Raw genomic sequence first — 21888 nt, forward strand, 5'->3', positions numbered from 1 at the left:
TGTGTCATGATGTCGGCTCGAAAGGGCGTAAATGAAAGGGAGGCCCGCGACCGGGTTCGTCAGCGGGGCGCGCCGTATGCGCTATATCGAGCCATTGTGTCAACCCCAAGTCGGAAAGAAACCCGCTGCGGCCGCAAATGGTCGCAGCGAGCGACTGGGGCAGGGCGCATCAGCCCTTCATGAAGTCCAGTTCCGGCCCGACCGGCACGATGCGCGTCGGGTTGATGGTCACGTGGCTCCAGTAATAATGCGTCTTGATATGGTCCATGTTGACCGTCTCGGCGACGCCCGGCACGCGATAGAGTTCGCGCAGCAGCCGCGTAATGTTGGGATAATCGGCGATCCGCTGGATGTTGCACTTGAAGTGCCCGACATAGACCGCGTCGAACCGCAGCAGCGTCGTCAGCAGGCGCCAGTCGGCCTCGGTCACCACGTCGCCGGCGAGGTATCGGTGTTCGCCGAGCAGGCCTTCAACCCAGTCGAGCGCATCGAAGAGCTTGCGCACGGCGCTTTCATAGGCGTCCTGGCGCGTGGCGAAGCCGGCGCGGTAGACGCCGTTGTTGATCTCGGCATAGACGCGGGCATTGATCTCGTCGATCCGCTCGCGCAGCGGCTCGGGGTAGTAGTCGAGCGTGTTCCCGGTCAGCCCGTCGAAGGCCGAGTTGAACATGCGGATGATTTCCGAGCTCTCGTTGTTGACGATCGTGCCGGTCTTCTTGTCCCAGAGTACCGGCACGGTCACGCGGCCGGTATAGTCGGGCATGGCCTTGGCGTAGACCTGCCAAAGATAGTCCGCGCCGTTGATGGTGTCGGCGGTCGAGCCCATTTCACCGGTAAAGGCCCAGCCGGTTTCGTCCGGCATCTTGGGCGAGACGATCGAGACCGTGATCAGGTCTTCGAGGCCCTTGAGCTTGCGGTAGATGAGGGTGCGGTGCGCCCAGGGACAGGCGAGCGACACATAGAGGTGGTAACGCCCTGCCTCGGCCTTGAAGCCGCCTGTGCCGGTCGGGCCGGCGCTGCCATCGGGGGTCACCCAGTTGCGGAAGCTGGCGGCTGCACGCTCGAAGGTGCCGCCGGTCTTCTTGGTATCGTACCACTGCGTGGACCATTGTCCGTCAATCAAAAGTCCCAAGATCGGTCCCTTTCTGTTCGCTTTTCGTCATCCTAAGTCCGTATTTGGATGCTGGGTTACTAGGTGCAAATTAGACGACACACTGTCTTGAAAAACTTGGGCTTGGTCCCGACTTTCGTTTGCGCGAGGCCAATCATGGTGCTAATGCGAATTTCAGGCGTCAGGAGGCGTCTAGGATGGAGAAGGTTCTTCAGGTGACACGACGACCCTAGCAGGTCAGCAGGTGGCTGCGTCGAGCAGCCGCGATAGTCCTTATTGTGTTCCAGGACCCGTCATCATGATTGCTCCGTCGCTTTCCGCCCTTGAGGCTGCGTCCGTTCCGCTCGGCTCGCCCCTTGTCCGTTTTGCCACTTCCGCCGACGATGCCTTCGTCGAAGAGCTGCAGGCCATTGCCTTCGGCCCCGGCCGGTTTGCGCGTACGGCTTTCCGCGTCCGCGAGCGGTTCCCGATCGATCCGACGCTCAGCCTCATCGCCGAAGTCGATGGCTCGCCGTGCGGCTCGGTCTGGATGACCCCCATCAGCATCGGCGGCATCGACGGCTACATGCTCGGGCCGCTGGCCACCCACCCCAATTTCCGCAAACGCGGCGCCGGCAAGCTGCTGGCGCGCGAAGTGAGCCGGATCGCGCTTGAGCGCGGCGAGGGGAGCTTCGTGATCCTCGTGGGCGATTTCGACTATTACGGGCCGCTTGGCTACGTGCAGATGCCCGAGGGCAATGTGCAATGGCCGGGCCCCGTTGATCCCAAGCGCGTCCTCCTGCACTCTGCTGATCCGACGCTTGCCGTGCGACTCAAGGGCCCGATTGCAGCGTTTGGAGCGCGCAAGAAGGCTTAGGAGTATCTGCTGGTGCTGGCCGACGACCAACGTATCGCCCGGATCGGCCAGCGGCTCCTCGACGAACCCGAAGTTCTGGAGGAGGGCGCTGCCTTCCTTCCCGACTGGCGGCCTGACGTGCCGCCCGATCGTCCGCCCGTCGCGGCCGCCGTCCTGATCTCGCTCATCCATCGCCCCGAAGGGCTCACCGTGCTCTATACCGAGCGCTCGGCCGACCTGCGCTCGCATTCGGGGCAGGTGGCCTTTCCGGGCGGCAAGATCGATCCTACGGACACCGGTCCCGCCGCGGCGGCCCTTCGCGAAGCCTACGAGGAAGTCGGCATGCTGGCGTCGGACGCCCGCATTCTGGGCTTCATGCCCCACTACTATACCGGCAGCAACTACCTCATCACGCCCGTCGTGGCCGAGGTGCACCCGTCCGGCCTTTTCGTGCCCAATCCAAGCGAGGTCGATTCTCTCTTCGAGGTGCCGCTCGCCAAGCTCGCCTCCGAAGTCGCCTACGGCACTTTTCGCGTGCGCCGGAACGGGCAGGAGCACTCGACGCTCCAGATCGAGCATGAGGGGCATCGCATCTGGGGCATCACCGCCAATCTCACCCGCAGGTTCCGCGATCTTGCCCTGACAGGCGAAACGCAATGGTAGGTCGCGAGGAGGCCGAAACGCGGCTGCGTACTGCTGGCTGGCTGCAGAATCCGGCCCTGCAACGCATCTTCAAGGCCCTCGATGGGGGCGCGGGTCGTACGCGCGCCGTGGGCGGTGTCGTCCGCGATACTCTCATGGCGCACGATCGCACCAGCACCGACTTCGATCTGGCCACCGAGTTGTCGCCCGACCAGGTGGTCAAGCGCGCCCACGCGGCTGGCATCGCGTCCTACCCCACCGGCATCGAGCACGGCACGGTCACGCTCAAGGCCAGCGATCTCGTCGCCGAAGTCACGACGCTGCGTGAGGATGTCGAGACCGATGGTCGCCATGCGGTGGTCCGTTTCGGCACCGACTGGTCCCGCGACGCCCAGCGTCGCGATTTCACCCTCAACGCGCTCTATTGCGAGGCCGACGGCACGCTTTTCGATCCGCTCGACGGGCTCGATGATTGCCTCTCCGCCCGCATCCGGTTCATCGGCTCGCCCGAACAGCGCATCGCCGAGGATCGGCTACGCGTCTTCCGCTTCTTCCGCTTTTCAGCGAGCCACGGCCACCAGCGCTTCGACCCCACTGGCCTCGATGCCTGTCGTGAGGCCTCGAATACGCTTGGCAACCTCTCGGCCGAACGCGTGGGCTCGGAAATGACGCGCATCATCGCGCTCTCCAAGGTCTCGCGCACGTTGCACACCATGGCCGATGCCGGCATCGTCTACTTTACGGACGAGCAACTCAGGCAGCTCGAATCCTACGAAGATCTCGCGCCGTATCCCACGGGCCGGGGCCGCCTGGCGCTCCTGGTCACCGATGGCACCGCCGAAGCGCTGCAGGCTCGCTGGCGCCTCTCTAACGAGATGATCGCCGATGCCCTGGCGGTCCTGCGCGCGGCGCGGCTCGTCAATCTCGGCGCCCTCAATGAAGCCGCTTACCGCTTCCCCAAACAGGTCGAAACCGCCATCCCCGTTGCCGCCGCGATCGCCGAGCGTAACGCGGAGGAAGTGGCCCAGAACTTCCAGCGCCTCAACGCCCTCGCCATCCCCAAATTCCCGCTCTCAGGAGCAGACCTGCTCGCCCGGGGGTTCGCGCCGGGCAGGGCGGTGGGGCTCGAACTCAACCGGCTGGAGCGCATCTGGATCGATAGCGGCTTTTCGCTGGGCCGGGATGAGTTGATCGGGCGGATCGAGGGCTAGGGCAGGCGCCCTGCTGATCCCTCCTGCCACGAACCTCCCCCACCACCAGACTCTCCCACCACGGAACTTCCCCGGGCGAAGACCCGGGGGCCCATTGCACTACGCAACTCGAGTGGAGAAATCCGTAGGCCCGGCTCTGCGGCCGGGGAAGTACTGCGGTGGCGGTAGGACCCGTGCGGCCTAACGCGCGCACAACAAATCCCTCCTTCCCTCCCGGGAAGAAGTTCACCCACCCACAACCGTCCCGCTTAATGCGGCACGACCTCCACGATCCGTTCCTTGATGTGCTCAACCATTTCCGGCCGGATCACCGTTTCACCATGCGCGGTGCGCAGGTGTTCGATTTCGCGACGCACGATCTCGGCTTCGCTTTCCGCTTCGGTGTGATAGGGGCAGCCGGGAACCAAAGTCCCACAGTCAAAGCGCTTCATCGCTTCCTCCTTGGTCGTGGCCCATGTGGGGAAACGGCAGAGCCCGGTCTCGGTTCCATGACGCGACCGGCCTGCTAATCCTCGCTGAATATCCCGAGTGCGCTCAACCCTTCCAGCCAGGTGCCGCCTTCCTTGCGGACAACCTGTCGCGCCAGGATGCCGGTTTCCTGCGCCAGTGCGTCGGTCAGCTCGCGCGAATGGGTCACGACCCACACCTGGCTCCGCATAGCCGCCTTGGCGATGGCCCGTGCCAGCGCCGGCAGCAGATCAGGGTGGAGGCTCGTCTCGGGTTCGTTGAGCGCGATGAAGGGCGGTAGCCGGTAGGCGAGCAGGGCGCCCATCAGGGCCAGGAAATGCAGCGTGCCGTCCGAAAGCTCGGATGCCGCGAAGGGCCGGTTCGGCAATTCGGGAAAGCGCACCGCGAACTCGGCGCCGCGTCCCGGCATTTCCATCTCGATCCGGGCGCCGGGAAAGGCGTCAGCCACGGCTGCATCGAGGTCTCGCGTCTCGCCGCGAATGAACCGCAGCGTCGCGAACACCGCTGCCAGGTTGCTGCCGTCCGAGTGCAGCATCGGCGAAGTTACCGGGAGGGCGGGGCGTCGCAGGGGCGAGGCCGGGTCGGTGCGAAAGGCGTGATAGAACCGCCATTCGGAAAGCGCGTAGCGCACCGCGTCGATCTCGGGATAGCCGCCACGCAGGCGGGACAGTGCCGTCTCGCTAGCGAGCAGGCTGTCGTCGGCCAGCACACGCGCACCATCGGCGTCGCGCGCCCAGACCGATGGTCCCTTGCGCTCCATCAGCACCACGTTGCGTGAGCGCGTGCGAATGGTGATGGTTTCGAGCTTCACCTGCGCTTCCTCGTCGAAAGCCGCGGTGCTGATCTTGTCGGGAAAGCCGATTTCGATGCGATAGGTAGGGCTGAAACCGTCGGGGTCGGAATTGTCCCGCAGCACGCCATCGAGCGTCGCTTCGAGCACGAGGCGCGGTTCGTCCGTCACCTTGCGTCCACCGGCCCACATCAGCGAGGGCAGGCCGCCCTCGCGCGCTATTTCCTCGGAAAGCGTACCGAGCGCGGCCGCGTGGAGGAGTTCGAGCGCGCGGTAGAGGTTGGTTTTTCCAACCCCGTTGCCGCCCGCCATCACCGACAGCTTTTCGACCGGAAAGCGGATCTTGTGGATCGAGCGGTATCCGGCGATGTGGATGTCGGTGACCGACATTTGTCCTCGTTCGCTTAGGGCCAGCGCACCTCGGGCGGCATCGAGGAGAGGATAGAATTCACATTGCCTCCGGTCTTCAAGCCGAAAGTCGTGCCTCGGTCGTAGAGCAGGTTGAATTCCACATAGCGGCCGCGGCGGATGAGCTGCTCGTTGCGGTCTTCTTCCGTCCAGGCCGTCTCGAAATTGCGGCGGACCAGTTCGGGGTAGATGTGCTTGAAGGCGTTGCCCACGGACTGGGTGAAGGCGAAGTCGCGGTCCCAGTCACCCGAATTGTGGTGGTCGTAGAAGATGCCGCCGGTCCCGCGCGGTTCCTTGCGGTGGGCGAGGTAGAAATACTCGTCGCACCACTTCTTGTAGGCGTCGTAGTCGACGCCGTTATCCGTGCAGGCCTTCTTCATCGCCGCGTGGAAGTCGACGGTGTCCGGGTCTTCCTGCGTGCGGCGGCGGTCGAGCACCGGGGTCAGGTCGGCGCCGCCGCCGAACCATTGCTCACCGGTCACGATCATGCGGGTGTTCATGTGCACCGCCGGAACGTTGGGGTTCCACGGGTGGATGATGAGCGAAATGCCCGAGGCCCAGAAACTGGCGCCCTGGGCAGTGCCCGGCATCTGCTTGGCAAAATCTTCCGAGAACTGGCCTTCGACGGTCGAAATGTGCACGCCCGCCTTTTCGAAGACGCGGCCATGCAGCATCGACATTTCACCGCCACCGCCGGCGGGGCGGTCCCAGGGTTCGATGACGAAGCGGCCGGGCGCACGGTCGGCGTGCGGGCCGGTTACGGCATCTTCGAGCGCCTCCAGTTCTGCCACGATGGCATTGCGCAGTTCGCGGAACCAGGCGGAGGCCTTGGCCTTCTTGGAGTCGATGTCGAGGGGAAGTGTCATGCGAGCGTCTCGAATTGTCCGGTCTGTCTCAGTGCCTCCCCTAGCACGAGCGTTGCAGCAATTGCGACGTTGAGCGAGCGCATATCTTGTCGCATGGGGATGCGGACCCGGATATCGGCGGCCTCGGCCACGGCATCGGGCACGCCCGCGCTCTCGCGCCCGGTCATCAGCACGTCGTCGCGGCGATACTGGGCCTCGTAGCAGGAATCGCTGGCCTTGGTGGTCAGCAGAACGAGTCGCTTGCCGGCCTCCCGTCGCCAGGCCTCGAAATGCTCGAAGCTTACATGCTCGACGAATTCGACATAGTCCAGGTAGTCGAGTCCCGCCCGCCGCAAGGCCTGCCGAGAGAACGGGAAGCCCGTCGGGTGGATGATGTGGATGCGAATGCCGAGGCATGCCCCGAGCCGCAAAAGCGTGCCGGTATTCTGTGCGATATCAGGTTGGTAGAGCGCGAGGTCGATCGTCATCGATGGATTAATCGTGAACTGGAAATACCTGCGGTTTATCGGCGCAGGCAGAGGGCCTGTAAATCCAATGGGTTGTCTATGTCACACATAATCTATGCCAAAGCTCCAGGGCTGTTTGATGCAGCACTTGTCGCACCCTCCGGGTAGCTGAAAAAGCCCGGTGACACCGGATAAAAGCTCTGGGAAACTGCGAATAGTGTCGCATCGCTCGCCGCAGGGTCGCGGGCGGACTGGACAAGCGCTTGTGACAGTGCAAAAAGAGCCCGGATTTCTGCCGCCGGTTCCGTGCGGCAAATCGTCATTCCTGCTCCTGACTTCCGGGTCCGCGGGAAGCAGCAAGCTCAGTTAGTGCGGGGACAAACCGTGGCAAGCAATACACAAACTCAAACCGAGCCGACGCGGCGGGATTTCCTGTACGTCGCGACCGGTGCCGTGGGCGCCGTGGGCGTCGTGGGCGTCGCCTGGCCGCTCATCAACCAGATGAACCCGGACGCTTCGGTCCTGGCGCTGGCTTCGGCCGAATATGACCTGACCCCGATCGCCGAGGGCCAGTCCGTCACGGTCAAGTGGCGCGGCCTGCCGGTGTTCATCCGCCACCGCACTCCCAAGGAGATCCAGGAGGCCCAGGCCGTTCCTCTCTCCGAGCTCAAGGATCCGGAAACCGACGAGCAGCGCACCAAGCCCGGCCACGAGCAGTGGCTGGTGATGATCGCCAACTGCACGCATCTGGGTTGCATCCCGGTCGGCGAGAGCGGCGAGTATGACGGCTGGTTCTGCCCGTGCCACGGTTCGGTCTACGACACCGCCGGCCGTATCCGCCGGGGCCCGGCGCCCAAGAACCTGGTCGTGCCGCCGTACGAATTCCTCAGCGACACCATGATCCAGATCGGTTGATAGGGGGCCTGCCAGATGTCTGAACACTCCACTTACACGCCCTCCACCGGTATCGAGCGCTGGCTTGACGAGCGCCTGCCGATCATCAGGTTCTCCAAAGAACACCTGATGGATTTCCCGACCCCGAAGAACCTCAACTACTGGTGGACGTTCGGTGCGATCCTGGCTTTCATGCTGGTCGCGCAGATCATCACCGGTGTGATCCTGGCGATGCACTACACGCCGAACGTGGATCTGGCCTTCAACTCGGTCGAGCACATCCGCCGCGACGTCAATGGCGGCCGCATCATCCAGGGCGCCCACGCTGTCGGCGCCTCGATGTTCTTCTTCGCCGTCTACGTCCATATCTTCCGCGGCCTCTACTTCGGTTCGTACAAGGCTCCGCGCGAAGTGCTGTGGATGCTGGGCGTCATCATCTTCGTCCTCATGATGGCCACCGCCTTCATGGGCTACGTGCTTCCCTGGGGCCAGATGAGCTTCTGGGGCGCGACCGTGATCACCAACATCTTCTCGGCGATCCCGATCGTGGGCGATGCCATCATGCAGCTGCTGCGCGGCGGCTTCGCGGTGGACAATCCGACCCTCAACCGCTTCTTCTCGCTGCACTACCTGCTGCCGTTCATCATCGCGGCCGTGGTCGTGCTGCACATCTGGGCGCTGCACGTGCCGGGCAACAACAACCCGGCGGGCGTCGAGGTCAAGGAAAAGCGCGATACGCTGCCCTTCCATCCCTACTACACGATGAAGGACCTCTACGCGGTCGTGGTGTTCCTGATCCCGTTCGCCTGGTTCGTGTTCTTCGCGCCGGACATTCTCAACCACCCCGACAACTACATCATGGCCAACAGCCAGGTGACGCCGACCCACATCGTTCCGGAATGGTACCTGCTGCCGTTCTACACGATGCTGCGCGCCATCGACTTCAACGTGCTGTTCATCGACTCCAAGCTGGGCGGCGTGATCGTCATGGCCGGCTCGATGCTGATCCTGTTCGTCCTGCCCTGGCTGGACCGGTCGCCTGTGCGTTCGGGTAATTTCCGCCCGATGTTCAAGTGGTTCTACGCCCTGTTCGTGCTCAACTTCCTGCTGCTCATGTACCTGGGCGCGCAGGATCCCTCGATCGCGATCATGAACGTTCTCGCCAAGATCGCGACGGCCTATTACTTCATCTACTTCCTCATCATCCTCCCGGTGCTCGCCCGCATCGAGACGCCCCGGCCGCTGCCGGTCAGCATCTCGCAGAGCGTGCTCGGCAAGGCTCATTGACCACGGGGCTCAAGCAAATGATCAACACCAAGACCATTTTCGCTGCCCTGGCGCTGGCTGCCAGCCTGGTCGCGGCTCCGGCCGTGGCCCAGGAACATGAGACACCGCGTATCGAGCGCATGCCCTGGTCGTTCGCGGGTGTCTTCGGCACCTACGACCGCAACCAGCTCCAGCGCGGCTTCCAGGTGTTCCGCGAAGTCTGCTCGAGCTGCCATTCGGCGAACCTGCTGGCCTTCCGTAACCTCACGGAAGAGGGCGGCCCGCAGTTCTCCGAGGCTCAGGTCAAGGCTCTCGCTGCTCAGTATGAGATCAACGATCCGGACGCGTCCGGCGGCAAGCGCGCGGCGGTACTCGCCGATCGCTGGCCGGCTCCGTTCGATAACGAGCAGCAGGCGCGCGATGCCAATGGCGGCGCCCTGCCGCCGGATATGTCCGTGCTGGCCAAGGCCCGTGGCGTGACCGATCCGTTCCCGACCTGGGTGTTCAACTACTTCACCGCCTATCAGGAAGGTGGCGCGGATTACATCCATGCCCTGCTCAACGGCTATCAGGACCCGCCGCCGGCCGGTGCTGAAGTCCCTGAGGGCAAGCACTACAACGCTGTCTTCCCGGGACACGCCATCGGCATGGCGCCGCCGCTGACCGATGGCCGCGTCGCCTATGTCGCTGCTGAAGGCCAGGCCGAAGTACCCCAGACCGTCGAGCAGTATTCGGAAGACGTGTCCGCCTTCCTCTTCTGGATGGCCGATCCGCACATGGTGTCCCGCAAGGAGACCGGTTTCCGCGTGATCCTCTTCCTGCTGCTCTTCGCGGGCCTGATGTATTTCACCAAGCGCCGCATCTGGAAGGGCGTCGAGCACTAGCGACCGCGGCCCGTCGGGGAAACAGTTTTCCCCAGGGGCCTGCAAGTTGGTCGTTCCAGCCTTTCGGCTGTCATGCAAAGACCTTACAAAGGGCCCCACGGGGCCCTTTGCTTTTTCTTGCTTCTACGGGGCCTCAGGGGCGCTTTCGACTTTCTGGCAGTCCGGACCCGTTCGGTGGTCCGTGCCCTTGCGCCCTGCTGCCCGCATCCGGGCTCCATGCACACTGGAGGCATTCATGACGGAAGCAGTTCTCGGCATTATCGGCGGTTCGGGTGTCTACGACATTCCGGGGCTCGAAAACCCCCGCTGGTTGCCCATAGAAAGTCCCTGGGGCCAACCCTCGGACGCCATTCTCTTCGCCGAATATGAGGGGCTCAAGCTTCGCTTCATGCCGCGCCACGGCCGCGGCCATCGTCTGGCGCCCAACGAGATCAACTATCGCGCCAATGTCGATGTCCTCAAGCGCGCCGGCGTCACCGATCTCATCAGCATCTCCGCCGTCGGTTCCCTCCGCGACGAGCTGGCGCCCGGCACCTTCGTGCTGCCCGACCAGTATATCGACCGCACCTTTGCCCGCGCGACGTCCTTCTTCGGCAGCGGCATTGTCGGTCACGTCGCCTTCGGCGAGCCTGTCTCCGCTCGCCTCACCGGCGTCATCTCTGCGGCTGCTGACAGTGCCGGGGTCACCTGTCATGCCGGCGGTACGCTCGTCGTCATCGAAGGTCCGCAATTCTCGACGCGCGCCGAGAGCGAGATGTATCGCAAGCTCGATTGCGACATTATCGGCATGACCGCCTTGCCCGAGGCCAAGCTCGCGCGCGAAGCCGAGCTGCCTTACGCCACCGTCGCCATGGTCACCGACTACGATGCCTGGCACCCCGCCCATGAGGCGGTGGATGTGCAGGCCGTCGTCACCACGCTTGCCGCCAATCGCGCCAAGGCGCAGGCGCTTGTCGGCGCCATTGCCCGCACTTTCCCGCGCACGCTGGAGGACGATCCAGCGCGCTCCGCGCTCGCTCACGCCTTCATGACCGCGCCCGAGGTGCGTTCGCCGGGCCTGCTTTCCCGGCTCGATGCGGTGGCGGGCAGGGTGCTCGGCAACGGCAACGGAAAGTGACATCGGGCCGCTTGCCTAGCGGCCCGCCATTGTGCATGTTCGCGCGGTAGCCATTTTCGCGCACGGAAAGGATCGCAGATGTCGGCACTTCGTCTTGCCGTAACGGTCGTCAGCGTTGCCGCGACTATTGCACAGCATCCTGCAGTTCGCGCGGGCGTCCGCGCGGCTGCCCCGCACGTCCTCAATCCCCGCAACAAGGAAGTGGCCGTCAAGGCCACGCTCTCGGCCGCCTACAATGCCGGTGTCCTCACGCGGCGGATCAAGGATGCCGTTACCGGCAAATAGCCTCCCGCCTCTTTCCCGCTTCGAGAACAGACATGTCCGTCGACCTGAAGTCGCTCGTCCGCACGATCCCTGACTATCCCAAGAAGGGCATCCTGTTCCGGGACATAACCACCCTCATCGAGGACCCCAAGGGTTTCCGCGAGAGCATCCGGCGCATCGCAGATGCCCATAGGGACGGGGCCTTCACCCACGTCGCCGGCATCGAGGCGCGCGGCTTCATCTTCGGGGCGGGCGTGGCCATCGAGCTCGGCGCAGGCTTCGTGCCCATCCGCAAGCGCGGCAAGCTGCCGGGCGAGACGATCGGGCAGAATTACGTGCTCGAATATGGCGTGGACACGATCGAGATCCACGCCAACGTGCTCAACGCCAATCACCGCGTCCTGCTGGTCGACGATCTCATCGCCACCGGCGGCACGGCCATTGCCGCCATCAGCCTCCTGCGCCGCACCGGCGCCGTTGCCGACAACGCGGCCTTCGTCATCGACCTGCCTGACCTTGGCGGCGCCGACAAGCTGCGCGCCGAGAACGTCAACATCCAGGCCCTGATCGAGTTCGCCGGCCACTGAGTGGAAAGGGCCGCACAGGTGTGGCCCCTCGAACCCTCTACTGCGCAGCGTCGACAAGCGCCTCTTCGAGGCGCCCATAGCTCATGCCCATGCCGTCGGTCATTCCCGTCGCCAGCGCCCCATCCCGCGCCTCCTTGCTCTCGAACTTGAGCGTGTAGGTCAGTGTGGTGTGGGCACCTTTCTCGATGAGCGTGAGCGTGCAGAGGCACTCGCCGTCGAACCCCTCCATCCGCTCGGTATGAACGATGCGGCTAGGCACGACGATTTCCCTGTAGACGCCTGTCGTCCCGAACTGGCTCCCGTCCGCGTCGTTCCGCCAAACATAGCGATACGATCCGCCCACCCGCAGATCGATATCGCAAACCGGCATGCTCCATCCCTCGGGCCCGAGCAGCCAGCGCCGCACATGTTCCGGCCGCGTATGAAAATCAAACACCAACCGCGCCGGTGCCTCGAATACCCGCGTAACCACCACTTCGGTCTCGGACGGCTGGGTAACATCCACCGCTATGTTCATGGTTCCTCTCCTTTTTATAACGAAAAGGTTATGAAATGAAGTGACGAGAGTCAAGGTGAGAGCGGATACACGCTTACGAGCCATTGTCCCGCGACCTGGCGCTAGCATTCGGCGAGATTGTGCCAGCACGTCTCCCTCACCCCACCACCTTACTTCCCCGGCCGAAGAGCCGGGGCCCACGGATCCCTCCACTCGAGTGGAGCGGTGCAATAGGCCCCGGGTCTTCGCCCGGGGAAGTGCGGTGGTGGGGGTGAGAACGAGGGGGCAGGAGAGCCAGGAACGATCGTGCCAAAAAACTTATCCCCGTCCCCACCACCCTCCCGCATACTCCTTCCCATCCCTCCGCCAACGGCGAGGCACAGTACGCAGTGCCGCGGCGGCTGACGGCAGGACTGGATGCAGACAAGGTCGACACCTGCATCTCGCCCTGCCGCCAGGTTCTGGGAGTTGGGGGAAGTCCGGGGGCGCCTGGGCTTACGGCCTAAGTGTGACGTGACCGGCCCGGAGTGCGCTCGCGGGCAACTTGCGTGAACGGGCCTGTAGAAACCTCAAACGCTCAAGGGGCGAGGCTATGCCTCGCAATACTTCGCTAGCAAACATAGACTTGAGGCAAACCTCGCCCCGAGCCGCCAACGAACCACAAGCAAACCCGACCGGAGCAATCCGAGCCGGCGTCTTGGCGCATCTATTGCGTAACGGGTGTCGTGCCCTGCGGGGCCGGTGCCAAGCCGGAATTCTGCAGCGTCGTGCAGACCATGACGATGGCGTTGGCATTCTCGATGGTCATTGAGGGCGCGCCCTCGCCGACCAGCAGTCGGCCGACCTGGATACCCAGCTCGCTCACCAGCGGGCCGTCGGTGAAGGTCACGCCGTCCGCATAGCCCTGCACGGAGCCAACGCCCGAGCTCTTGTCGCCATAGGCCGCCGAGGCGAAGCCGTAGGAGCCTGCGTAGATGGTGAGCACGCCCGCCTTCTGGTCGCCGGCCATGCAATACCAATTGCCCTGGAAAACCTGGGCGAAGGCGCTGCCCGAAAGAGCGATGAGGAAGGCAACGGAAAGGGCGATGAGGCGCAAGGGCAGTGTCCGGGGTAAGAAGCGACTCAGGATGAGCGCGCAAGCAGTTTGTTCAAGCCCGGCACGCGGGTCAACGCCATCGCGAGCCGTATCCTGAGCGGCATCCGGTAGTCTCGCAGCTTGTTGAACCCGACGAGTTCGGCGTCATAGACCAGTTCGCCGCGCTGATTGACCGCCGTGAGGTGGTTGAAAAGCAATCCCCAGCCCGGAATGGAGGCGGAGGCGCGCTTGCCGGTGACGGTGAGCGTATAGGTCACCGTGTCACCCGGCCGCACCGGCGCCTTGAACGCCATGCTGTTGACGCCTGGTGAGGGGCCGGAAACGCCCGGTTCCTCACCCATGCCGCGCAATCGCTCCTCTTCGGCGAAAAGCGCGTCCACCATCTTGCGGTGCCCTACCGAGACGGTGTGCCAGCCGCTCGCTACCAGCCCGCCGAAATGGCTGTGCCTGGCTGCTTCCGGGTCGATGTGGAAATATTGCGGGTCGTACATCTTGCCGAAGCGGATGATCTCCTCCTCGGTAAAAGTATGCTCGCCGAGCGGAAAGGGCTCGTCGATGGTGATGTCCTCGAACCAGCGTGTCACAGCGGCGCCTCGGGATTGCGCAGTTCGACGAGATTGGCGAGCTGCATGGTCATCACCGGCTCGTTCTTCTGGTTGCGGATATCGAGCGCCAGTTCCATCACGCCCCATTGCGGGTGGTGCTGGGAGCGGTGGAGCTTGGCGATGGTCGCGGTGCCGGTAATGGTATCGCCCGCCATGAAGGGCTTGCGCCATTTGAGGTTGGAAAAGCCGAGGCCGCCGGCTGCCGCGATGCCGGAAAGGAAGCTGTCCACCAGCATGCGCAGGCTCAGCGCGCCGGTCTGCCAGCCGCTCGAGGCCAGCCCGCCGAGGAGCGAGGCCTTGGCCGCCGCTTCGTCGAGGTGGAAGGGCAGGGGATCGAACTCGCGGGCGAAGGTGAAAATCATGTCCTTGGTCAGGTTCACCCGCCCAAGCTCAATACTCTCGCCAACGGCGAGATCCTCGAAATGCCGCCGATTGGCCGTCACAGGATTCATGGTGCCGGAGGTATAGCCCTCCGGCAGGCGAATGCGAACCCCTGATCGCGTCGGGCCGCTATGCGGTCGGCGGATATTCGAGCACGGCCTCGCCCGAGACCGGATCGGTCACGCCCAGGCCGTTGCCCTGGTCTTCGAGCGTGGAGCGAACCTTGTCCAGCATGCCGATCATGGCAGGCCGGGCCGCCGCGAGGCGGTCGAAGTTCTCCCACACGCCGATGAAGCAATAGGTGCGGTCGCCGGTCTTGACCAGCGCACCGCCCTCGAACCCGATGAAAGGCTCCGTCCCGACCCTCTGACCGTCGACGAAAGCGTCTTCCATGCCCGGTTTCACCCGGAAACGCACGACATTGTACGCATGCATGATGCCCTCCCTGTCTTGCGAAGGCAGCATGATACACCCGCGCCGGAAAGGCGGTCAGTACCGATTGTGGAGGAGGTCAGCGCCCGTTGAGGGCCAGGAACGCGTCGACGATGTTCTTCGCGCGCGTCAGGGCAGCATCGGCGCCGGCTTCGAGCGGGGCGGTCGGCTGCTGTGAGAAGGACTTGCCGGTGGCAATCCGGGTAATGCGGGCGGCCCACTGGTCGCTGGCGGTCAGGGTGATGTCGAAACCCTTGTACTGGGTATTCATGGTCGTCTCCGTCAATCCTCCTCCCTTCGCGTATCTTACGTCCCGTGCGAAATCGCCCCAAACGTGGGCGATTTCAAGGTTCGAGCTGGCCGCGCGGGGTATTTCACCCATGCGCCCAGAGCAGGCGCAAGCCTCAGGTGTTGAACTTGAAGAGCATCACGTCGCCGTCCTTGACGACGTATTCCTTGCCTTCGTCGCGTGCCTTGCCCGCTTCCTTGGCCGGCACTTCGCCGCCAAGCGTGACGTAGTCGTCAAAGGCGATGGTCTGGGCGCGGATGAAGCCACGTTCGAAATCCGAGTGGATGACGCCGGCGGCCTGCGGGGCGCGGTCGCCCTTGTGGATGGTCCAGGCGCGCGCCTCCTTGGGGCCGACCGTGAAATAGGTCTGCAGGCCCAGGAGATCGTAAGCCTCACGGATCAGGCGGTTGAGGCCGGGTTCGTGCAGGCCGAGCGAGTCCAGATATTCCTTCTGCTCGGCGTCAGGCAACTGGGAGAGCTGGCTCTCGATCTCAGCGGAAATGACGATCACGGCGGCGTTGTGCGCCTTGGCATAGTCCTCGACGCGCTTGGTCATGGCATTGCCGGTGGCCGCCGAAGCCTCATCGACATTGCAGACGAACAGAGCCGGCTTGCTGGTGAGGAGCTGGAGTTCGGTGAACGCCTTCTCTTCCTCGGCCGAACGCTCGACGAGGCGAGCCGACTTGCCTTCGCGCAGCAGCGCCAGCGAGCGGTTGATGAGGTCGACGGTGAGCTTGGCGTCCTTGTCGCCGCCCTTGGCCTTCTTCTCGAGGCCCGGCAGGCGCTTCTCGAGGCTTTCGAGGTCGGCCAGCATCAGCTCGGTCTCGACCACTTCGGCGTCAGCGATCGGGTCGACCTTGTTGGCCACGTGGATGACGTTGCCGTCCTCGAAGCAGCGCAGCACATAGGCGATGGCGTCGCATTCGCGGATATTGGCCAGGAACTGGTTGCCCAGGCCTTCGCCCTTGCTGGCGCCCTTCACCAGACCCGCAATATCCACAAAGCTCATGCGGGCCGGGATCAGCTGCTGCGACTTGCCGACCGCGGCCAGCTTTTCGAGGCGCGCATCGGGGATCGCCACTTCGCCGACATTGGGCTCGATGGTGCAGAACGGAAAATTCGCAGCCTGCGCCGCGGCGGTGCGGGTCAGGGCGTTAAAGAGCGTCGATTTGCCGACATTGGGCAGACCGACAATGCCCATTTTCAGTCCCATGGATGTCTCCGAGAAAATCTTGTCCCCACATCGTGCGGATCGCGCACGATGTCAATGTGGGAGCGGGAAAGGGGTCAGGCTTCGTCCTTGCCGAAGAGCTTTTTGAGCATGGCGGCCATGGGGCCGGTCTCCGGCACCTTTGCCTGGTTCTGGTGCGGGCGGGCGGCGCGGATATGGCTCTGGCCCTTGGGCGCGGCCTTCTCGGCCTTGCGTGCTTCCGAATGCGGGCCGGATTCCCCGCCCTTGCCGCCGGCAATGGCAACCTTGTTCATGAAGCCGTTGTCGTCCTTCCTGACCAGAAGGCCGGCGCTGTCGGCCACGGCTTCCAGCAGCGGGTCGAGCCAGGTTGCATCGGACTTGGCGAAGTCGCCGAGGACGTAGTGCATCACGGCGTCCTTGGAGCCGGGATGGCCGATGCCCAGCCGCACGCGGCGGTAATCGGGCCCGATCTGCGGATCGATGGACCGAATGCCATTGTGACCGCCACTGCCGCCGCCGACTTTTACGCGCAGCTTGCCCGGCACGAGGTCGAGCTCGTCATAGAGTACGGTCACGTCCTGGGGGGCGATCTTGTAGAAATTGGTGGCCTGGACGATGGAATCGCCCGAGCGGTTCATGAAGGTCTGCGGCTTGAGCAGCAGCACCTTCTCGCCATCGATATTGCCTTCCGAGATCAGCCCGTTGAACTTCTGGCGGAACGGGCCGAAATTGTGCCGGCGCGCGATCTCGTCCACGGCCAGGAAGCCGATATTGTGGCGATTTCTTTCGTATTGCGCGCCCGGATTGCCCAGGCCGACCAGCAGATGCATCTGGCAAGTCTCCGAAATGCAAATCTTGGAAATAAAAGAGGCGACCCTTGGGCCGCCTCAACTTTTTCGCGCAAGGGCGGCCGAGGATTACTCCTTGGCTTCGGCTTCCGCTTCGACCGGGGCCGCTTCGGCTTCCTCGGCGCGCAGCGCCGACGGAGCAACGATGGTGGCGATGGTCAGGTCTTCCTCGTGGGAGTGGACTTCCACGCCCTTCGGGAGCTTGACGGACGAGATGTGGATGGTATCGCCGATGTCCTTGCCGTCGAGGTCGACAACGATCTCTTCGGGGATGGCATTGGCCGGAACGGTCAGCTCAACGGTGTGGTGCACGATGTTGAGGGTGCCGCCGCGCTTGAGGCCAGGAGCCTTGTCTTCGTTGACGAACGAGACGTGGACCTGGACATTGAGCCTGGACGAGGCACCGACGCGCAGGAAGTCGACGTGCAGCGGGTAGTCCTTGACGACGTCGAGCTGGTAGTCCTTGGGGATCACGCGGTGCTTCTTGCCGTCGACGTCAAGGGTGATGACGTGCGAGAGGAAGCCGCCGGCGTAGATGCGACGGTTGATTTCGTTGAACGAGACGGCAATCGTCTCGGGAGCCTTCTTGTCGCCGTAGATAACGGCAGGGACAAGGCCCTCACGACGCAGCTCACGAGCGGCCCCCTTGCCCACCCGGGCACGCGCCTGAGCCTTGAGCTCAATAGCATCAGCCATGGAATGTTCCATTCTGGGTTGGTGTGCGTTTTGACCCTTCAAAACACACGCGCCCGTCCTCCAGGGGTGACGAGCGCTTCATGCGGGCGGGATATAGAGGAAAGCCGGGCCATCGGCAAGTGGCAGAGGCGTGCTGCCGTGCGGGTTTTACGGGCGGCGGGCGGTGTGTCGCAGGAGGCCAATTGCGCCCACATTCTCTAGGGTCCGTACTCAACTGCACCGGCAGATGAGGTTGCGATGGCCGCCCCACCCACCGGACTTGATCCGGGGCCCATTGCCACCCTCCACTCGAGTGGAGGTAACCGTGGGCCCCGGCTCTGCGGCCGGGGAAGTTCAGTGGTTGTGGCGCGGCAGACGGACAGCGCTTGCGTTGGACACTGTCGGATGGGGAGACAAGCGCTCTGGGGGCGCCGGGACTTATTGAGTACGGACCCTAGGCCTAGGCGGGGCACTTATCCATTCCGCAACGCGGCAATCCGGTTGTTGAGATACTGCCGCACCGCCGGATCGGCCGACAGCCCGCTCGCCAGCGTCAGCGCCTCGAACGCCGCCTCCCGGTTTCCCGCCAGTGCATTGAGATGCCCCAGCGCCGCCCAATACGGCTGGTAGTCGGCCATCCGCTTGTCCGCCGCAATCGCCGCGAGGTCCTCGAGCGCTATGACTGGCCCCTCCACCTCAGCCCGCGCCACGGCGCGGTTGAGCGCCACCACCGGCGAGCCGGTCAGTCGCAGCAGGTGATCATAGAGTGCAACCACGGCCGGCCAGGTCGGCGCGCCGCGCAGCCGACGTGCGGCATGGGCCGACTGGATCGCCGCCTCGATCTGGTAGCGTCCGCTTGGCCCGCCGGCATTGGCCTGTTGCAGCAGGTTCTCGGCCAGGTCGATCTGCCAGTCGTCCCATAGAGACGTATCCTGCTCGTCCAGCGGCACATAGGCGCCGTCCGGCGAGCGACGCGCGCTGCGGCGGGCCTCGGTGTAGAGCATCAGCGCCAGCATGCCCTTGGCCTCGGGCTCCTCGGGCATGAGCGAGACGACGAGCTGGCCCAGCCAGATGGCTTCTTCGGCCAGTTGGGCCGAGCCCGTCTCACCGATCTCGCCCCAGCCCTTGGCATAGGCGGCGTAGATCGCCTCGAGCACGGCATCGAGCCGTTCGGGCAATTCCTCGCGCTCGGGAACGCGGAACGGGATGCCGGCTTCCTTGATGCGCGTCTTGGCGCGCACCAGTCGCTGCCCCATCGTGGCAGGCGGGATGAGGAAGGCGGCGGCGATGTCCTGGGCGGTGAGGCCGAGGATGGTCTGCAGGATCAGCGGCGCCCGCATGCCGCGTTCGATAGCGGGGTGGGCACAGGCGAACATCAGCGCCAGGCGTCTGTCGGGAATCTCATCGGGCGTTTCCATGGCGGCTTCGATCTCGTCGGCGATGAGCTTCAGATGCGTCTCGCCCGCCGTTCGCGTCTGGCGGCGGCGTACCGCGTCGGTCTGGCGGCGCCGCGCCACGGTGAGGAGCCAGGCGTCCGGGTTGGAGGGAACGCCGTCCTCCGGCCACATGCGCAGGGCCGTGGCGAAGGCCTCGGCCAGCGCATCCTCGGCGCCCGCGACGTCGCGCGTCCGGGCTGCCAGGAAGGCAACGAGGCGACCGTAGCTTTCACGCGCCACGCGCTCGGCGGCGCGGCGCGCCTCGTTGCCCATCTGGTTCATGGTTCAGTTGCCCGTCAGTTCCCAGATCGGGCGCACTTCCACCGTGCCGTTCTGGGCAGCAGGGCAGCGGGCGGCCCAGGCGACGGCCTGGTCGAGGTCGGGAGCTTCGATCATGTAGAAGCCGCCGAACTGTTCCTTGGTGTCGGCATAAGGGCCGTCGAGCACCTCGGTCTTGCCGTCGGTAACGCGCACGCTGGCGGCGGTATCGGTGAACTGCAGGCGCTCGCCGCCCAGCAGCACGCCGGCCTTCTTCATGGCCTCATTGAAGGCAGCATAGTCGCTCGACATCGCGGTCACGTTGGACTGCGCGCCGTTCCGGTAGATGTTCTCGTCCTGGTGGATCAACAGCAAGTAGCGCATCTGGATTTTCCCTTGAATGGCCGGAGCACCGTGCCCCGATGATACAATGTCGGGGCAGGGGCGGCCATTTCGACCGCCGCCGCAAAAATCTACGAAAAGTTTGCGAACTGGCGCACCTCGATCTTCCCCCAAGTCGCGGCCGGGCACTTGGCGGCCCATTTGAGCGCCTCGTCCATATTGGCCGCTTCGATGATGTAATAGCCGCCGAACTGCTCGCGCGTTTCGGCATAGGGGCCGTCATGGACCTTCAACTCGCCGTCTTCGAGATTGATGGTCTTGGCCTTGGTGGTGGGGGTGAGAGGCGCGGTATCGACAAAGGCGCCGGCCTTGGTCAGGGCGTCCTGGTAGGCATACATGGTCTGCATGAAGCCGCGCATGTCCTCGGGGCTGATCTTGGAGCCCGCGACTTCGTCGGCATAGAGCATGAGCAGGTATTTCATTTCTCTCTCCTCGCTGTGCGGTGCCGGGCAGCATAGCCCGTCGCAACAATGTCGCGCGAGGGAGGTCGATTTCGACAGGCGGGCGGAAATTCCGCCGCCCGTCGTGAGGAGTGGTGGTTACCAGCTCTGGCCGGCGGGCGCCTGCCAGAAGGGGCGGATTTCGATCGAGCCGTAGCGAGCGCCCGGGCACGTCTTGGCGAATTCGATCGCCGCGTCGAGGTCCGGAACGTCGAGCATGAAATAGCCGGCGAACTGTTCCTTGGTGTCGGCATAGGGGCCGTCGAGCACGTCGGCCTTGCCGTTCTTGACGCGAACGGTGGTCGCAGCGCGGCTGGGCTCGAGCCGTTCGCCGGGGCTGCCTGCCTTGGCGAGCGCCTGGTTGAAGGCACCCCATTCGGCTCCGAACTGCTTCATTTCTTCGGGCGTCGCCTTGGCCATCTCAGCTTCGTTGTAGTTGATGAGGCACATGAAACGCATGGTCTTTCTCCCGTTAGGTGTAGCTCGGAACACCGTGTCCCGATGCTACAATGACGGAGAGGTCGACGTCATTTCGACTTTTCAGACAAAAAAGTTGCGACGGCCGAAAAAATCAGTCGAAGAGGCTCGAAACGCTCTGCTCGGAAGCGGTGCGGGCGATGGCTTCGCCGATGAGCTGGTCGATCGAGATGCGGCGGATATTGGGGGCCGCCTTGACCGCTTCGGTCTCGGCGATCGAGTCGGTGATCACCAGTTCCTTGAGCTTGGACTTGGCCACGCGCTCGGCCGCGCCTTCGGAGAGCACGCCGTGGGTGATGTAGGCCGAAACTTCCTTGGCGCCCGCCTTGAGTAGGGCCTCGGCGGCGTTGACCAGCGTGCCACCGGAATCGACGATGTCGTCGATCATGATGCAGGCCTGGCCCGACACGTCGCCGATGATGTTCATCACTTCCGAGACGCCGGCGCGCGGACGGCGCTTGTCGACGATGGCGAGGTTGGCGCCGATGCGCTGAGCCACGTTGCGGGCACGCACCACGCCGCCGACGTCGGGGGAGACGATCATGACGTTCTTGACGTCATAATGCTCCTGGATATCGCGGGTCAGCACCGGGGCGGCATAGAGGTTATCGACCGGCAGGTCGAAGAAACCCTGGATCTGGGCGGCGTGCAGGTCCAGCGTCAGTACGCGGTTGGCGCCTGCCGTGGTGATGAGGTTGGAGACCAGCTTGGCTGAAATGGGCGTACGCGGCGCCGACTTGCGGTCCTGCCGGGCATAGCCGAAATAGGGGATCACCGCCGTGATGCGGCGCGCCGAGGAACGGCGCAGAGCGTCGATCAGGATCAGCAGTTCCATCAGGTGGTCGTTCGCCGGGAACGAAGTGGACTGCAAAACAAAAACGTCCTCACCGCGGACGTTTTCGTGAATCTCGACAAAGACTTCCTTGTCGGCAAATCGTTTGACCGTGCAATCGGTCAACGGCAGTTCGAGATAGCTGGATACAGCCTCGGCGAGCGCCCGGTTGGAGTTGCCCGTCACCAGTTTCATAGCGCCACCTGCTGCTTGGATGCCCCGGACGCCGGACTCTCGCGG

General features: G+C 64.1%; 28 protein-coding genes. 9 read left to right on the forward strand and 19 right to left on the reverse strand.

Annotated elements, in window-relative coordinates; genetic code table 11:
* Nucleotides 1–169 precede the first annotated feature (169 nt).
* Nucleotides 170–1132 (reverse strand): glutathione S-transferase family protein, encoded by a 963-nt coding sequence (locus JNE37_RS13955; protein WP_203063374.1) that lies wholly within the window; start codon nt 1130–1132, stop codon nt 170–172.
* Between the two features lie 277 nt (nt 1133–1409).
* On the opposite strand from JNE37_RS13955, the gene JNE37_RS13960 reads away from it, so the two are divergent.
* Genes JNE37_RS13960 through JNE37_RS13970 form a run of 3 tightly spaced genes read left to right on the forward strand, consistent with a single transcriptional unit; the run spans nt 1410 to nt 3799 of the window.
* Nucleotides 1410–1967 carry a GNAT family N-acetyltransferase gene (locus JNE37_RS13960; RefSeq protein WP_081840352.1) on the forward strand — a complete coding sequence of 186 codons (558 nt, stop codon included), beginning with the start codon at nt 1410–1412 and terminating at the stop codon, nt 1965–1967.
* Between the two features lie 12 nt (nt 1968–1979).
* Nucleotides 1980–2609, forward strand: a complete 630-nt coding sequence (locus JNE37_RS13965; RefSeq protein WP_052152325.1) for a CoA pyrophosphatase — start codon at nt 1980–1982, stop codon at nt 2607–2609.
* Complete coding sequence (locus JNE37_RS13970; RefSeq protein WP_203063376.1) at nt 2603–3799, forward strand: CCA tRNA nucleotidyltransferase; 1197 nt, start codon at nt 2603–2605, stop codon at nt 3797–3799. The genes JNE37_RS13965 and JNE37_RS13970 overlap by 7 nt, the downstream gene beginning before the upstream one ends.
* A 248-nt stretch (nt 3800–4047) precedes the next feature.
* Here the strand turns inward: JNE37_RS13970 and JNE37_RS13975 are convergent, their stop codons facing one another.
* From JNE37_RS13975 to JNE37_RS13990, 4 genes are all read right to left on the reverse strand, one after another.
* Entirely contained in the window at nt 4048–4230 is a 183-nt protein-coding gene (locus JNE37_RS13975; RefSeq protein WP_035028454.1) for a DUF1059 domain-containing protein, read from the reverse strand.
* A gap of 74 nt (nt 4231–4304) precedes the next feature.
* Nucleotides 4305–5447, reverse strand: a complete 1143-nt coding sequence (locus JNE37_RS13980; protein ID WP_203063378.1) for an AAA family ATPase — start codon at nt 5445–5447, stop codon at nt 4305–4307.
* 14 nt (nt 5448–5461) lie between these two features.
* Nucleotides 5462–6331 carry an oxygen-dependent coproporphyrinogen oxidase gene (hemF, locus tag JNE37_RS13985; RefSeq protein WP_182399631.1) on the reverse strand — a complete coding sequence of 290 codons (870 nt, stop codon included), beginning with the start codon at nt 6329–6331 and terminating at the stop codon, nt 5462–5464.
* Complete coding sequence (locus JNE37_RS13990) at nt 6328–6792, reverse strand: tRNA (cytidine(34)-2'-O)-methyltransferase (protein WP_203066394.1); 465 nt, start codon at nt 6790–6792, stop codon at nt 6328–6330. Before JNE37_RS13990 ends, hemF begins: the two co-directional genes overlap by 4 nt.
* A 369-nt stretch (nt 6793–7161) precedes the next feature.
* Between JNE37_RS13990 and petA the strand changes: the two genes are divergently transcribed.
* The 6 genes from petA (at nt 7162) to JNE37_RS14020 (ending at nt 11789) form a co-directional block, all read left to right on the forward strand.
* A complete protein-coding gene (petA, locus tag JNE37_RS13995; RefSeq protein WP_035028444.1) occupies nt 7162–7692 on the forward strand; it encodes a ubiquinol-cytochrome c reductase iron-sulfur subunit in 531 nt (176 codons plus the stop codon).
* A gap of 15 nt (nt 7693–7707) precedes the next feature.
* Nucleotides 7708–8958, forward strand: coding sequence for a cytochrome b (locus JNE37_RS14000; RefSeq protein WP_035028440.1), 1251 nt, complete (start codon nt 7708–7710; stop codon nt 8956–8958).
* A gap of 17 nt (nt 8959–8975) precedes the next feature.
* Entirely contained in the window at nt 8976–9821 is an 846-nt protein-coding gene (locus tag JNE37_RS14005) for a cytochrome c1 (RefSeq protein WP_182399633.1), read from the forward strand.
* Nucleotides 9822–10056: 235 nt separating this feature from the next.
* Nucleotides 10057–10938: an S-methyl-5'-thioadenosine phosphorylase gene (gene mtnP / locus JNE37_RS14010; RefSeq protein WP_035028437.1), complete on the forward strand. Its 882-nt coding sequence runs from the start codon at nt 10057–10059 to the stop codon at nt 10936–10938.
* 78 nt (nt 10939–11016) lie between these two features.
* Nucleotides 11017–11223: a hypothetical protein gene (locus tag JNE37_RS14015; RefSeq protein ID WP_035028435.1), complete on the forward strand. Its 207-nt coding sequence runs from the start codon at nt 11017–11019 to the stop codon at nt 11221–11223.
* 32 nt (nt 11224–11255) lie between these two features.
* Nucleotides 11256–11789, forward strand: a complete 534-nt coding sequence (locus JNE37_RS14020) for an adenine phosphoribosyltransferase (protein ID WP_182399638.1) — start codon at nt 11256–11258, stop codon at nt 11787–11789.
* Nucleotides 11790–11826: 37 nt separating this feature from the next.
* On the opposite strand, the gene JNE37_RS14025 is transcribed toward JNE37_RS14020, so the two are convergent.
* The 14 genes from JNE37_RS14025 to JNE37_RS14090 all read right to left on the reverse strand — a co-directional run bounded on the left by JNE37_RS14025 (nt 11827) and on the right by JNE37_RS14090 (nt 21843).
* The gene (locus JNE37_RS14025; protein WP_203063380.1) at nt 11827–12306 is read right to left on the reverse strand and encodes an SRPBCC family protein; all 480 of its coding nucleotides are present in this window, start codon (nt 12304–12306) and stop codon (nt 11827–11829) included.
* 685 nt (nt 12307–12991) lie between these two features.
* Nucleotides 12992–13381, reverse strand: coding sequence for a hypothetical protein (locus JNE37_RS14030; protein ID WP_203063382.1), 390 nt, complete (start codon nt 13379–13381; stop codon nt 12992–12994).
* 26 nt (nt 13382–13407) lie between these two features.
* Nucleotides 13408–13965, reverse strand: a complete 558-nt coding sequence (locus JNE37_RS14035) for a MaoC family dehydratase (RefSeq protein WP_052152323.1) — start codon at nt 13963–13965, stop codon at nt 13408–13410.
* A complete protein-coding gene (locus JNE37_RS14040) occupies nt 13962–14438 on the reverse strand; it encodes a MaoC family dehydratase (protein ID WP_035092417.1) in 477 nt (158 codons plus the stop codon). The genes JNE37_RS14035 and JNE37_RS14040 overlap by 4 nt, the downstream gene beginning before the upstream one ends.
* 58 nt (nt 14439–14496) lie before the next feature.
* Nucleotides 14497–14802, reverse strand: a complete 306-nt coding sequence (locus JNE37_RS14045; RefSeq protein ID WP_203063386.1) for an antibiotic biosynthesis monooxygenase family protein — start codon at nt 14800–14802, stop codon at nt 14497–14499.
* A 76-nt stretch (nt 14803–14878) separates the two neighbouring features.
* Entirely contained in the window at nt 14879–15070 is a 192-nt protein-coding gene (locus JNE37_RS14050; protein ID WP_203063388.1) for a hypothetical protein, read from the reverse strand.
* 133 nt (nt 15071–15203) lie between these two features.
* A complete protein-coding gene (gene ychF, locus JNE37_RS14055; RefSeq protein ID WP_035028414.1) occupies nt 15204–16301 on the reverse strand; it encodes a redox-regulated ATPase YchF in 1098 nt (365 codons plus the stop codon).
* A 74-nt stretch (nt 16302–16375) separates the two neighbouring features.
* Nucleotides 16376–17110, reverse strand: coding sequence for an aminoacyl-tRNA hydrolase (gene pth, locus JNE37_RS14060; RefSeq protein WP_203063390.1), 735 nt, complete (start codon nt 17108–17110; stop codon nt 16376–16378).
* An 87-nt stretch (nt 17111–17197) separates the two neighbouring features.
* Nucleotides 17198–17824 carry a 50S ribosomal protein L25/general stress protein Ctc gene (locus JNE37_RS14065; RefSeq protein ID WP_156046259.1) on the reverse strand — a complete coding sequence of 209 codons (627 nt, stop codon included), beginning with the start codon at nt 17822–17824 and terminating at the stop codon, nt 17198–17200.
* Nucleotides 17825–18276: 452 nt separating this feature from the next.
* Complete coding sequence (locus JNE37_RS14070; protein ID WP_203063392.1) at nt 18277–19521, reverse strand: RNA polymerase sigma factor; 1245 nt, start codon at nt 19519–19521, stop codon at nt 18277–18279.
* A gap of 3 nt (nt 19522–19524) precedes the next feature.
* Nucleotides 19525–19881 carry a YciI family protein gene (locus tag JNE37_RS14075; protein ID WP_035028395.1) on the reverse strand — a complete coding sequence of 119 codons (357 nt, stop codon included), beginning with the start codon at nt 19879–19881 and terminating at the stop codon, nt 19525–19527.
* An 89-nt stretch (nt 19882–19970) separates the two neighbouring features.
* A complete protein-coding gene (locus tag JNE37_RS14080) occupies nt 19971–20321 on the reverse strand; it encodes a YciI family protein (RefSeq protein ID WP_182399646.1) in 351 nt (116 codons plus the stop codon).
* Nucleotides 20322–20438: 117 nt separating this feature from the next.
* The gene (locus tag JNE37_RS14085; RefSeq protein ID WP_035092403.1) at nt 20439–20798 is read right to left on the reverse strand and encodes a YciI family protein; all 360 of its coding nucleotides are present in this window, start codon (nt 20796–20798) and stop codon (nt 20439–20441) included.
* Nucleotides 20799–20910: 112 nt separating this feature from the next.
* A complete protein-coding gene (locus JNE37_RS14090; RefSeq protein WP_035028385.1) occupies nt 20911–21843 on the reverse strand; it encodes a ribose-phosphate pyrophosphokinase in 933 nt (310 codons plus the stop codon).
* Between the last annotated feature and the right edge of the window lie 45 nt (nt 21844–21888).

This window comes from Paradevosia shaoguanensis (assembly GCF_016801025.1).
GTDB lineage: Bacteria > Pseudomonadota > Alphaproteobacteria > Rhizobiales > Devosiaceae > Paradevosia > Paradevosia shaoguanensis.